The 12,553-nt window shown below is 52.9% G+C and carries 11 protein-coding genes; all 11 read left to right on the forward strand.

What is annotated here, in order from left to right; genetic code table 11:
• Nucleotides 1-19: 19 nt before the first annotated feature.
• The 11 genes from OR573_04795 to pseI all read left to right on the forward strand — a co-directional run bounded on the left by OR573_04795 (nt 20) and on the right by pseI (nt 12,516).
• Complete coding sequence (locus OR573_04795; protein XGA80974.1) at nt 20-2,275, forward strand: polysaccharide biosynthesis tyrosine autokinase; 2,256 nt, start codon at nt 20-22, stop codon at nt 2,273-2,275.
• Nucleotides 2,276-2,519: 244 nt separating this feature from the next.
• Nucleotides 2,520-3,590 (forward strand): dTDP-glucose 4,6-dehydratase, encoded by a 1,071-nt coding sequence (gene rfbB / locus OR573_04800; protein XGA80975.1) that lies wholly within the window; start codon nt 2,520-2,522, stop codon nt 3,588-3,590.
• Nucleotides 3,591-3,608: 18 nt separating this feature from the next.
• On the forward strand, nt 3,609-4,481 hold the full coding sequence (gene rfbA / locus OR573_04805) for a glucose-1-phosphate thymidylyltransferase RfbA (GenBank protein ID XGA80976.1): 873 nt from the start codon (nt 3,609-3,611) through the stop codon (nt 4,479-4,481).
• Between the two features lie 10 nt (nt 4,482-4,491).
• A complete protein-coding gene (gene rfbC / locus OR573_04810; protein XGA80977.1) occupies nt 4,492-5,046 on the forward strand; it encodes a dTDP-4-dehydrorhamnose 3,5-epimerase in 555 nt (184 codons plus the stop codon).
• 48 nt (nt 5,047-5,094) lie between these two features.
• Nucleotides 5,095-6,891, forward strand: a complete 1,797-nt coding sequence (locus OR573_04815; GenBank protein XGA80978.1) for an ABC transporter ATP-binding protein — start codon at nt 5,095-5,097, stop codon at nt 6,889-6,891.
• 24 nt (nt 6,892-6,915) lie between these two features.
• The gene (gene pseB / locus OR573_04820; GenBank protein XGA80979.1) at nt 6,916-7,914 is read left to right on the forward strand and encodes a UDP-N-acetylglucosamine 4,6-dehydratase (inverting); all 999 of its coding nucleotides are present in this window, start codon (nt 6,916-6,918) and stop codon (nt 7,912-7,914) included.
• Nucleotides 7,914-9,071 (forward strand): UDP-4-amino-4,6-dideoxy-N-acetyl-beta-L-altrosamine transaminase, encoded by a 1,158-nt coding sequence (gene pseC, locus OR573_04825; protein XGA80980.1) that lies wholly within the window; start codon nt 7,914-7,916, stop codon nt 9,069-9,071. The genes pseB and pseC overlap by 1 nt, the downstream gene beginning before the upstream one ends.
• Nucleotides 9,071-9,763, forward strand: coding sequence for a pseudaminic acid cytidylyltransferase (pseF, locus tag OR573_04830; protein ID XGA80981.1), 693 nt, complete (start codon nt 9,071-9,073; stop codon nt 9,761-9,763). Before pseC ends, pseF begins: the two co-directional genes overlap by 1 nt.
• Nucleotides 9,764-9,770: 7 nt before the next feature.
• On the forward strand, nt 9,771-10,895 hold the full coding sequence (gene pseG / locus OR573_04835; GenBank protein XGA80982.1) for a UDP-2,4-diacetamido-2,4,6-trideoxy-beta-L-altropyranose hydrolase: 1,125 nt from the start codon (nt 9,771-9,773) through the stop codon (nt 10,893-10,895).
• 3 nt (nt 10,896-10,898) lie between these two features.
• Nucleotides 10,899-11,447, forward strand: a complete 549-nt coding sequence (gene pseH, locus OR573_04840) for a UDP-4-amino-4,6-dideoxy-N-acetyl-beta-L-altrosamine N-acetyltransferase (GenBank protein ID XGA80983.1) — start codon at nt 10,899-10,901, stop codon at nt 11,445-11,447.
• A gap of 10 nt (nt 11,448-11,457) precedes the next feature.
• Entirely contained in the window at nt 11,458-12,516 is a 1,059-nt protein-coding gene (gene pseI, locus OR573_04845) for a pseudaminic acid synthase (protein XGA80984.1), read from the forward strand.
• Nucleotides 12,517-12,553: the final 37 nt, after the last annotated feature.

The following is a 12,553-nucleotide window of genomic DNA, read 5'->3' on the forward strand; positions in this document are numbered from 1 at the left end:
ACGTGGATACCAAGAAAGCATGAGTGACGTCATTTCCCAGCAAAACACCGCCCAGCAAAGCACCGCCCCACAGGATGATGAAATTGACCTGGGCCGGCTGTTTGGCCTGCTGATAGACCATAAATACCTGATTGTCGGCATTACCGTGCTATTTGCCGCTATCGGCGTGGTCTACGCCATGCTGGCCACCCCGGTTTACCAAGGCGATGCGCTGGTACAGGTTGAGCAGCGTTCCTCAATCAACCCAATGGGTGAGCTAAGCGAAGTGCTTGGCCAGGAGAGTGAATCTTCTACCTCAGCTGAAATACAGATCCTGCAATCCCGCATGGTGCTGGGGCAGGTGGTAGACAGAATTTCCCTGGATACCTCAGTCACCCCACGCACCTTGCCGCTAGTGGGTGATTTCATCCAACGGCGCGGCATTCAGCGCCCCGGCTTTATGCAGGAAAGCCCCTATGTATGGGGCGGAGAATATATCAATGTCTCCCGGCTGGAAGTTCACGATAGCTACCGGGGCCAGCCATTCACGCTGCAAACAGAACCCAGCTCACCCGGCCAGCCAGCTCAATATTCCCTCTGGCTGGAGGGCGAACGTCTGGGCACCGGCCAGGTCAGCCAGCAAAGCCAGTTTCTGCAGGGTGAAGTGATCGTTAATGTATCTGAGCTACAGGCAGCCCCCGGGGCAGAATTCACGCTTACCAAGCTTGTGCGTTCTAACGCCGTCAACAATTTGAAAAGCCGTTTAAGCATTGCCGAAGTAGGTGGAGGGCGTGGTGGTAGTTCCGGTATGCTGCGCCTGACGTTAAGCGGTGAAAACCGCGAAGAAATTCGCCGCTCACTGGATGCCGTCACCCAAACCTTCCTGACCCAGAACGTTGAACGCCAATCTGCCCAGGCGGAGCAAAGCCTGGCGTTTCTGGAAGAGCAGGCGCCGGAAATTCGCAGCGAGCTGGACCAAGCCGAAAACCGCCTGAATGAATTCCGGGTGGAATCCCAGAACGTCGGTTTGGACTCTGAAGCCCAGTCCGCGATCAACCGCTACATTGAGCTGGAAGAGCGCCTTAACGAATTGCAATTCCAGGAAGCCGAGCTGGCCCAGCGCTATACTCCGAGTCATCCCGCTTATCAGGCACTGCTGCGCCAGAAGCGCTTTGTGGAAAGTGACCTTGACGAGCTGGATGCACGAGTAAGCGAGCTACCCGCTGCCCAGCAGGAAATTATCCGCCGCACCCGTGATGTCGAAGTCACTCAGGCCATTTACGTGAATGTGCTGAACAAGATGCAGGAACTACAGATGGCCAAGGCGGGTACCGTGGGCAACGTGCGAATTATTGACGATGCCCTGGTAGGCGGCGCCATTGCCCCCAAAAAGCCTCTGATTGTGGTGCTGGCTACACTTATGGGTGGCATGCTGGCCGTGGGCGGCGTATTGCTGGTAGGCCTGCTGCGCCGTGGGGTAGAAGGCCCGGAGCAGCTGGAACAGGCAGGTTTGCCGGTGTATGCCAGTGTGCCGCTTTCTGCTACCCAGCAACAGCTGGTGCGCAAGATAAAAGTAAAAGGCAGCAAAAAAGCCCATGAAGTGAATACCGGCGTGTTGGCCCACTATGAACCGGCAGACCTTGCCGTAGAGGCCCTGCGCGGGCTGCGCACTAGCCTGCACTTTGCCATGATGGAAGCCAAGAACCGCAGCATCATGATTACCGGTTCCAGCCCGGATATCGGCAAAAGCTTTATTACCATCAACCTGGGCGCCGTGTGTGCCAACGCAGGCCAGAAGGTGCTGGTAATAGATGCGGATATGCGCAAGGGCCATGTTCACACCGCCTTTAACGGCAAAAGCGAGGGTGGCCTTTCAGATGTGCTCTCTGGGCGCAGCACCTGGCAAACTCAGCTGCGTACCACCCCGATAGAGAACCTTAGCTATATGGCCCGCGGTTTGGCGCCCCCCAACCCCTCAGAGCTACTGATGAACGAGCGCTTTGCGCAAATGCTGGAAGAAGCCGAGCAAGAATACGACCTGGTGATTGTGGATACCCCACCGGTGCTGGCCGTAACCGACCCGGCCGTAGTGGGCAGCCTGTGCGGCACCACTCTGCTGATTGCGCGCTTTGAGCGCAACACGGTAAAAGAGGTGCAGCAAGCCGCCAACCGCCTGACCAGCGCCGGTGTAGTGGTAAAAGGCACCATTCTAAACGCCATGGAAAAGAAAGCCGCCAGCAGCTACGGCTATGGTTACGGCTACTACCACTACAGCTACAAGCCCACGATTGATTAAGGTAGCTGGGCCTGTTGATGCCAACAGGCCCGGTACCCCAACCCGAAATTTTTTTGCCCTAAAGTGGATGTTAAAAAAAGTTAGGTCATGTAGTATTATGTTCAATTGTAAGTAAGCGATAAATGTGGCTTAGAAAGAAACAAAAAGACAGGGCAAGCAGGGCACGAGGAAAGCCCGGACACAACCTCCGGGCGGTAGCGTGCCTGAACGCTTTTCGAACATGGTTAAGGTCTAGGGAAGATCAATGAAATTACTGATCACCGGCGGTGCGGGTTTTATCGGCTCAGCCGTTATTCGTCACATCATCCGCAACACTACAGATAGCGTGGTGAACGTTGATAAGCTCACCTACGCCGGTAACCTGGATTCACTTGTAGAAATCAGCACGAGCGAACGTTATACCTTCGAGCAGGTTGATATCTGCGACCGTGCAGCACTTGATCGGGTGTTTCGTGAGCATCAGCCGGATGCAGTGATGCACCTAGCGGCTGAAAGCCATGTAGATCGTTCCATTGATGGCCCGGCAGACTTTATCGAAACCAATATTGTGGGCACTTACACCTTGCTGGAAGCCGCCCGCCACTATTGGCAGGCGTTGGAACAAGGCCGCAAAAACGCCTTTCGCTTCCATCATATCAGCACGGATGAAGTCTACGGTGACTTACCTCACCCCGACGAGATCGACAACGCCAGTCAACACCTCTTTACTGAATCAACGGCCTACGCACCCAGCAGCCCTTATTCCGCCAGCAAAGCCAGCTCAGATCATCTGGTGCGTGCCTGGCGGCGCACCTACGGCCTGCCAACGCTTATCACCAATTGCTCAAATAATTACGGCCCTTACCACTTTCCTGAGAAGCTGATCCCACTGGTCATTCTCAATGCGCTGCAAGAAAAGCCACTGCCGGTGTACGGCAAGGGTGATCAGATCCGCGACTGGCTGTATGTCGAAGATCATGCCAGAGCGCTTTATCAGGTTGCTACCCAAGGGAAAGCAGGGGAGACCTACAACATCGGCGGGCATAACGAGAAGCAGAACCTGGAGGTTGTGCAAACGATTTGCGACATCCTTCAGGAGCTTCGCCCTCAAACAAGCCATTACCGCGACCTGATTACCTACGTAACGGATCGCCCCGGCCACGACAGGCGCTACGCCATAGATGCCAGCAAGATTGAACGTGAACTGGGCTGGCAGCCTAAAGAAACCTTTGAAAGCGGTATCCGTAAAACCGTGCAGTGGTATCTGGATAACCTTGAATGGTGCCAGCGGGTACAGGATGGCAGCTACCAAGGCGAACGCCTCGGGCAAATTTAAGGTTCAAAAGGAGCGTTTATGAAAGGCATCGTTCTGGCAGGTGGCTCCGGCACCCGCTTGTACCCCATCACCCGTGGCATCTCCAAGCAGCTGCTGCCGGTGTATGACAAGCCGATGATCTATTACCCGCTTTCGGTGCTAATGCTGGCAGGTATTCGCGATATCCTGGTGATTACTACCCCGGAAGACCAAGACGGCTTCAAGCGCCTGCTTAATGATGGCAGCCAGTGGGGCGTTAACCTTAGTTATGCCGCCCAGCCCAGCCCGGATGGCCTGGCGCAGGCGTTTATCATCGGTGAAGAATTTATTGGCGACGATAATGTGTGCCTGGTGCTGGGCGACAATATCTACTACGGCCAAAGCTTTTCCAGAATGCTGCAATCCGCCGCAGCACGCATCAGCGGTGCTACCGTATTTGGTTACCAGGTAACAGACCCAGAACGCTTTGGAGTAGTGGAGTTTGACGACCAAAAGCGCGCCATCTCCATCGAAGAAAAGCCGACCCATCCAAAATCCGACTACGCGGTCACTGGCCTTTACTTCTACGACAACGATGTAGTGGACATTGCCAAGAAGGTACAGCCTTCACACCGTGGCGAACTGGAAATCACCAGTGTCAACCAGGCCTATCTTGAGCGCGGCGACCTTAACGTTGAACTGCTTGGCCGTGGCTTTGCCTGGCTGGATACCGGCACCTTTGACTCCCTGCACGAAGCCTCAGGGTTTATCGAAACCCTGGAAAAACGCCAAGGCTTGAAAATTGCCTGCCTGGAAGAGATCGCCTACCGCATGGGCTTTATCCAGGCCGAACAACTGGCAGCAGAAGCCGAGCTGTTGAAGAAGAATAGCTACGGCGCCTACCTGAAAAAACTGCTTAACGCCACGACCTAAGCGAGCCAGCATGCTGATCACGCCCACCCGTATTCCTGATGTCAAACTGATTGAACCCAAAGTCTTTGGTGATGAACGCGGTTTCTTTATGGAAACCTGGAACGCTAAAGCCTTTGCCGAGGCAGGCATTCACCACACCTTTGTACAGGACAACCACAGCCGCTCAGTCAAAAATACCCTGCGCGGCCTGCATTACCAGATCAAACAGCCCCAGGGAAAGCTGGTGCGGGTAACCCGAGGAGAAGTGTTTGATGTGGCCGTAGACCTACGCCAGGGGTCATCTACCTTTGGCGAGTGGGTAGGCGAAACACTTTCTGAAGATAACCAGCGCATGCTATGGGTGCCGCCGGGCTTTGCCCACGGCTTTCTGGTGACCAGTGACACCGCGGATTTTCAGTACAAATGCACGGACTTCTACGCGCCGGAGTATGAGCGCTGTATTCGCTGGGATGACAATGCCCTGGCAATTGATTGGCCGCTACCTGAAGGCGAACTACCCACCGTCTCAGCCAAGGATGCTGTGGGCATGGGTTACGCTCAAGCGCCCACCTATCCAGACCTATAATGGCCCCTTTTTCCTTTCATGCATCGCAACGTTGATGTTTGAGGTTTCATGTTCGCTCGTCTAAAAAAACTTTACTCCCTGCTGACTGCTGAACAGCGCCGCAAGCTGATTGCTCTGCAAGGCCTGGTGGTATTAATGGCTTTTGCCGAGGTGGCGGGTGTGGCCGCCATTGGCCCCTTTATGGCCGTGGTGGGCGATATCAGCCGCCTGGAAGGCGAGGGCACACTGGCACAGCTCTACGCGGCCAGCGGCATGCAAACCCCAAGGCAGTTTCTGTTCTGGTTGGGCATTGCCGTCATGGTGGCGCTAACCGGTGCGGCGCTGGTTTCCATGTTTGTCACCTGGAAGCTGGCCCTCTATGCCCAACAGGTAGGCGCTGAGCTTTCCACCCGGCTTTACCACCACTATATGCAGCAGCCGTGGCTGTTTCATGCCAGCGGCAGCAGTAGTCAGTTGACCAACAAGATTGCTCAGGAAACGACGCGCATAACCAATCAGGTTATCCAGCCACTGATGCAGATGAATGCCAAAGCAGTAATGGCGTTGGTGATGGCGACGGCAATTTTTCTGTTTAGCCCTGTGGTGGCGATTACGGGGCTAGTGATTTTTGGAGTGGCGTATCTGGTGCTGTTTCGTACCGTGCGCAAGCGGCTTGCGCGGAACGGAAAGATTATTACCGATACCAATCAGCTGCGCTTCAAACTGATGAACGAAGGCTTTGGCGGGATTAAAGACACCTTACTGCTCGGCCGCCAGGCAGACTTTAACCAGCGCTTTGCTAAGGCCAGTAAAGAAATGGGCGTTGCACAGGGCGTCAACGTTGGTTTCTCTCAAGTGCCTCGCTATGCCATGGAGCTAATTGCCTTTGGCGCCGTGATCTCTCTGGTGCTCTATTTGCTGGCAGCCTATGAGGGCAATCTAGGCAATATCCTGCCGGTACTTTCCGTCTATGCTCTGGCGGGCTTCAAGTTACTGCCTGCCTTCCAGCAGATCTACACTAGCTTGGCGAATGTGAAAGGCAATATTGCCGCCTTTGATAGCCTGGAATATGACCTGATAGCCAGCCAAAACGCCACCCCCGGCAAGCCAGCCGTAGAGGCCGGTAAATGCAACCCCCAGCAGAACATTACCCTGGATAACATCCACTTTGCCTACCCTGGTAAAGAAGAAAAAGCACTGGATGGCCTGACGCTGGAAATTCCCCGTAATCAGGTGATCGGCCTAGTAGGTGCCTCCGGCTCGGGTAAATCCACGGCGATTGATGTGCTGCTGGGCCTGATGACGCCCCAGCAAGGCGCCCTGAAAGTGGATGGTGAAACACTCAGCGGCCAGCGGCTACGCGCCTGGCAGAACAGCGTTGGCTTTGTGCCGCAAGCCATCTTCCTGGCGGATGCCTCCATTCGTGAAAATATCGCCTTCGGCCTACCCGCAGAAGCTATTGACGACACCAAGGTGCAGCGCGCCGCCCAAATGGCCCATCTGGGTGAGCTGCTGGAACGCCTTCCGGATGGATTGAATACCCGGGTGGGTGAACGCGGCATACAGCTCTCTGGCGGCCAGCGCCAGCGCATTGGCATTGCCCGAGCGCTTTATGACGACGCCGAAGTGCTGGTGCTGGATGAAGCCACCAGTGCCCTGGATGGCATTACTGAAAAGCTAGTGATGGATGCCATTCACGATTTTGCAGGCCAGAAAACCATCATCATGATTGCCCACCGTCTTGCAACGGTAAAACAGTGTGACTGTATCTATCTATTGGCCAACGGCCAGGTGGTGGATAAAGGCAGTTATCAAGCGCTTGTTGAGCGTAATACAACTTTTCAGCGCATGGCGGAACATGCATAACAGACTCGATTGGGAACTCACCTAATGTTCGATGAAGCAACGATTCTTATCACCGGCGGCACCGGCTCTTTTGGCCATACGTTCATTCCTATGCTGCTTGAGCGTTATAACCCCAAAAAAGTGATCATCTTTTCTCGTGATGAGATGAAACAGTGGGAGATGGCCAAGAAGTTTGAAGGTGATGGACGCGTACGTTTCTTTATCGGTGATGTGCGCGACCGAGACCGCCTTTACCGCGCGCTGGATGGTGTGGATTACGTTGTGCATGCTGCCGCTACCAAAATAGTACCCACCGCCGAGTACAACCCCTTTGAGTGCATCAAGACCAACGTGCTGGGCGCGATGAACCTGGTGGATGCCTGCATTGATAAAGGTGTAAAGAAACTGGTGGCGCTTTCCACTGATAAGGCCAGCAGCCCAATCAACCTTTACGGTGCAACCAAGCTGACATCAGATAAGCTGTTTGTAGCAGGCAACCACTATGCCGGTAATAACCGCACGCGTTTTGCGGTGGTGCGCTATGGTAATGTCATGGGGTCACGCGGCTCGGTGATTCCCTTCTTTATGTCGATCAAGGACAAGGGCACGTTGCCGATTACAGACAGCCGCATGACCCGCTTTATGATCTCGCTGGAAGAAGGGGTAGAGCTGGTCTGGCACGCCTTTGAAGATATGGAAGGCGGCGAGATCTATGTCAAGAAAATTCCTTCCATGAAGGTCACCGATCTTGCCCGCGTTGTTGCCCCTGAAGCCGAGCAAAAAGAAGTGGGTATTCGCCCCGGCGAAAAGCTGCATGAACAGATGATCAGCGCTGAAGATGCCTACTACACCTACGAATACCCCGAGCATTTCAAGATACTGCCTCAGATCAACAGCTGGGATAAAGACGCCAACCGCATCAAGGATGGCAAGCGGGTACCGGAAGGTTTCGTCTACTCTAGTGACAACAACCGCGAATGGATGAGTGACGCCGAGCTGCAAGCCTGGATTGATATCAATCGCGAGAAAATCGGAGCCATCTAATGATTCCCTACGGTCGCCAGGATATTCAGCAAGCGGATATTGATGCCGTGCTTGAGGTGCTTTCCTCAGACTTCCTGACCCAAGGCCCCCAGGTACCGGCCTTTGAGCAACAAGTGGCTGAGCACGTGGGCGCCAAGCATGCCCTGGCCGTTAACAGTGCCACCTCTGCGCTGCATATTGCCTGCCTGGCGCTGGGGTTGGGTGAGGGCGACTGGTTATGGACATCACCGGTGACCTTTGTCGCCTCTGCCAACTGTGGGCTGTATTGCGGCGCGCAGGTGGATTTTGTGGATATCGACCCGCGAACCTACAACCTTTGCACCAAGGCGCTGGAAGCCAAGCTGGAGCAGGCGGAAAGAGAAGGGCGCCTGCCCAAGGTGGTGGTGGCGGTACATCTCTGTGGCCAGCCCTGCGATATGCAGGCTATTCACACCCTCAGCCGTCGCTATGGTTTCAAGATAATTGAAGATGCCTCGCATGCGATTGGAGGCAAGTATCAGGGTGAATATATCGGTAACGGTCGCTACTCGGATATCACGGTGTTCAGCTTTCACCCGGTGAAAATTATCACCACGGCGGAAGGCGGCATGGCGCTGACCAACGATGATGAACTGGCTAACCGTATGAGCTTGTTGCGCAGCCACGGCATCACCCGCGACCCGGCACAGATGACCCATGAATCCGAAGGACCCTGGTATTACCAGCAAATAGCACTTGGTTTTAACTACCGTATGACAGACCTCCAGGCCGCCCTGGGCCTAGCCCAGCTTGAACGCCTGGATGAATACGTGGCTCGTAGGCATACACTGGCCAAGCGCTATGATGCCTTGTTGGAAGAGTTACCCGTTAAGACGCCCTGGCAGCATCCCGATAGCTATTCAGGTTTGCACCTATACGCCATTCGCCTGCAGTTGGATGCAATCGACAAGACCCACCGCCAGGTATTTGAAGCACTGCGCGAGAAAGGCATCGGCGTTAACTTGCACTATATCCCCGTGCATACTCAGCCTTACTATCAGGATATGGGCTTCAAACCAGAAGATTTCCCGGAATCGATAGGCTATTACCGCGAGGCCGTCAGCCTGCCAATGTACCCGACCATGACGGAAGAGCAGCAGGATGAGGTGCTAGACGTTTTGAAGGAAGTATTATCCTGATGCAGGTTGCCATCATTCCAGCCCGTGGCGGCAGTAAACGTATCCCGCGTAAGAACATCAAAGCGTTTTGCGGCAAGCCCATGATTGCCTGGTCGATTCAAGCAGCGCTTGAAAGCAGGTGTTTCGAGCGTGTGATTGTTTCCACCGATGATGCAGAAATTGCTGACGTTGCGCAGCAGTGGGGGGCTGAGGTGCCGTTTATTCGCCCAGCAGAACTCTCGGATGATCACACCGGTACTATTCCTGTCATCGCCCATGCTGTTCAGTGGTTGGGCAATGCGGGGCAGGCACCGAGCTCTGCATGTTGTATTTATGCCACAGCGCCTTTCGTGCAGCCACAGGATCTGCAACGGGGTGAACAAGTCTTGCAGCAATACCCATATGTTGATTACGCCTTTTCCGTGACCAGCTACGCCTTCCCTATTCAGCGCGCACTGCGCCTCACACCTGAAGGCCGTGTTGCTATGTTCCAGCCCGAAAACTTCAATACCCGTTCCCAGGATCTCGAAGAAGCCTGGCACGATGCCGGGCAATTCTATTGGGGCAGAGCCGAGGCATGGCTTGCTGGCCAGGCGCTGTTTTCTGAACAGGCTATACCCGTAAAACTTCCGCGTTACCGTGTTCAGGATATTGATACGCCCGAAGACTGGAAGCGAGCTGAAGGGTTGTTTAAAGCGATGCAAAAGGGCTGAGTTCATAATGAAAATCGCCTTCCGCGTAGACGCTTCAATAGAAATTGGCACTGGGCATGTAATGCGTTGCCTGACGCTAGCAGATGCATTGCGCCAACAAGGCCATACATGCCGTTTTATCTCCCGGGCACATGATGGCCATTTGGGTGAGGTGATTAGGCAAAAAGGCTTCACCCTGCATTTATTGCCACAGCCTGAGACCCAAGAACCATTGGAAGAAGAGAGAGCTCAACTTGCACATGCCGATTGGCTGGGCGCTTCCTGGCAAGCCGATGCCGAGCAAACATTGGGCTGTATTGCCGATGAGCATTTCGATTGGCTGGTGGTGGATCACTATGCCCTAGATGCCTGTTGGGAAGCCGCAGTAGTGCCAAGCCAGACGCGGCTATTAGTAATTGACGATCTCGCAGATCGGCACCACTTAGCTGATGTATTGTTGGATCAAAATCTTGGGCGCAAAGCAAGTGATTATGACCGCCTGGTACCTGATCACTGCCAACGTTTGATTGGCCCTGAATTTGCCTTGCTGCGCCCTGAATTTGCACAGTGGCGAGAAGCAAGCCTTACGCGTCGGCGTGAGAACCCTCAGCTCAGGCATCTGCTTATCAGCCTTGGTGGCGTTGATAAAGATAACGTGACTGGCCAGGTGCTAGAGGCGCTTGCAAGCTGTGAATTGCCTGATGAAACGTATATTACTGTGATTGTGGGCAGTACAGCCCCATGGCTGGAAGAAGTGAAAGCCAAAGCTAAGGCGCTGCCCTGGCCAACCGAATTTGCGGTCAGCGTTAACGATATGGCGCGCCGTATGGCAGAAGCCGATCTAGCCATTGGCGCAGCGGGCAGTACCTCCTGGGAACGCTGTTGTCTTGGATTGCCTACCTTGATGTTGGTATTAGCAGAGAATCAAAAAGAAGTTGCATGTTACCTTGATCAATTAGGTGCTGCCAAGTTGGTTGGCATACCTGCTGATCTTCCAAGAAACCTTCCTGTTTCTATATCTGAAATGACTGGTAGTGTTTATACCCGCATGAGCGAAATTTCTTCTGAAATTACAAAAGCTAATGGAGTTTGCAGCTTGGCTTTTGTAATGAAAGATTTTGAGAGCATATTAAAAATGGAGCCGGAGAGATAATTCATGGAAAAGCAGCTAGGGAAGTTTCGAGCTATTCAAAATAGTGATCTTGAGCTGATGCTTAGCTGGCGTAACATGCCTTCTGTGCGCCGGTATATGTACACACGCCATGAAATTACTCTTGAAGAACATCGTCTCTGGTGGGAAAAGGTTTGTAGCCGTAGTGATCAACAATATTTTCTTTACGAGTATGATAGTACACCACTAGGAGTGGTGGGGTTTTCACAAATTAACAACGACGATATGAACTCAAGTTGGGCATTTTATGCATCACCAGAAGCTCCACGTGGTACTGGCTCTAGAATGGAGTATCTTGCTCTTGAAAAAGTATTTAGAGAAATGATGCTTCACAAGTTGTACTGTGAAGTTCTTGATTTTAATGGTGCAGTAATAAAGCTGCATCAAAAATTTGGATTCAGTATTGAAGGTACTTTTAGAGAACATCATCAAGTAGATGGGGAGTACGTTGATATTATAAGGCTTGGTATATTGAAGGGCGAGTGGGAATTAATTCGTGAAAGTATTTTAAAAAAACTTATTTCTCAACGCTAAGGAAAAAATTATGCCTAGTATAACAATCGACGGACGTAATATTGATCAGAAGAATTCTCCTTATATCATCGCTGAGCTTTCTGCCAACCATAATGGCAGCATTGAAACTGCAAAAAAAATTATAGAAGAAGCGGCTAAAGCCGGAGCTGATGCAGTCAAGCTGCAGACATACCGCCCAGACACCATTACGCTTGACTGCGATGATGATGAATTCAAGATCAAAGGTGGCTTATGGGATGGCCGAACCCTCTATGAGCTTTACGAAGAAGCGCATATGCCCTGGGAGTGGCACAAGCCACTGTTTGAGCATGCCCGTAAGCTTGGCATTACCATCTTCAGCTCTCCTTTCGATAATACAGCGGTAGACCTGCTAGAAGAACTTGGTGCCCCAGCCTACAAAATTGCTTCTTTTGAAGCCGTTGATCTGCCGCTGATTGAGTACGTAGCCAAAACCGGCAAACCAATGATTATTTCTACTGGCATGGCTGATATAGAAGAGATTCAGGAAGCCATCGAGGCAGCACGTGGTGCAGGTTGTGAACAGCTGGCGATTCTCCACTGTGTAAGTGGCTACCCCGCCCCAGCGGCAGACTACAACCTGCGTACCATCCCTGATATGATCGAACGTTTTGGCCTAGTAACAGGCCTCTCCGACCATACCATAGATAACACCACCGCCATCACCAGCGTTGCACTCGGCGCCAGCCTGATCGAGAAACACTTTACCCTCGACCGCAACGGTGGTGGCCCCGATGACAGCTTCTCCCTGGAACCCGCAGAACTCGCTGCCCTATGCCGTGATACCAAAACCGCCTGGCAGGCCCTAGGCCAAGTCGATTACGGGCGTAAATCCAGCGAGCAAGGCAATGTGCAGTTCCGCTGCTCGCTGTATTTTGTGAAAGATCTAAAAGCAGGAGACGTAATTACCGAAGACGCGGTGAGAAGCGTAAGGCCGGGGTATGGGTTAGCCCCGAAAAGGTTAAAAGAGGTTGTTGGCCAGAAAGTAAACTGTGATGTTGTTGCTAATACGCCGGTTGGTAATGAAGTGCTGAATCCTGGTTTTGAATAAACCAATAGCTTTTAGTTAGGTTATGCTATGCCTGGGG

This window comes from Halomonas sp. CH40, assembly GCA_041875495.1.
Classification (GTDB): domain Bacteria; phylum Pseudomonadota; class Gammaproteobacteria; order Pseudomonadales; family Halomonadaceae; genus Vreelandella.

Bases quoted from the DNA above. Each gene is read 5' to 3' on its own strand.
- pseF (XGA80981.1), top strand. From the start codon at position 9,071: ATGCAGGTTGCCATCATTCCAGCCCGTGGCGGCAGTAAACGTATCCCG.
- rfbC (XGA80977.1), top strand. From the start codon at position 4,492: ATGCTGATCACGCCCACCCGTATTCCTGATGTCAAACTGATTGAACCC.
- pseC (XGA80980.1), top strand. From the start codon at position 7,914: ATGATTCCCTACGGTCGCCAGGATATTCAGCAAGCGGATATTGATGCC.
- rfbB (XGA80975.1), top strand. From the start codon at position 2,520: ATGAAATTACTGATCACCGGCGGTGCGGGTTTTATCGGCTCAGCCGTT.
- pseG (XGA80982.1), top strand. From the start codon at position 9,771: ATGAAAATCGCCTTCCGCGTAGACGCTTCAATAGAAATTGGCACTGGG.
- OR573_04795 (XGA80974.1), top strand. From the start codon at position 20: ATGAGTGACGTCATTTCCCAGCAAAACACCGCCCAGCAAAGCACCGCC.
- pseH (XGA80983.1), top strand. From the start codon at position 10,899: ATGGAAAAGCAGCTAGGGAAGTTTCGAGCTATTCAAAATAGTGATCTT.
- pseI (XGA80984.1), top strand. From the start codon at position 11,458: ATGCCTAGTATAACAATCGACGGACGTAATATTGATCAGAAGAATTCT.
- OR573_04815 (XGA80978.1), top strand. From the start codon at position 5,095: ATGTTCGCTCGTCTAAAAAAACTTTACTCCCTGCTGACTGCTGAACAG.
- pseB (XGA80979.1), top strand. From the start codon at position 6,916: ATGTTCGATGAAGCAACGATTCTTATCACCGGCGGCACCGGCTCTTTT.
- rfbA (XGA80976.1), top strand. From the start codon at position 3,609: ATGAAAGGCATCGTTCTGGCAGGTGGCTCCGGCACCCGCTTGTACCCC.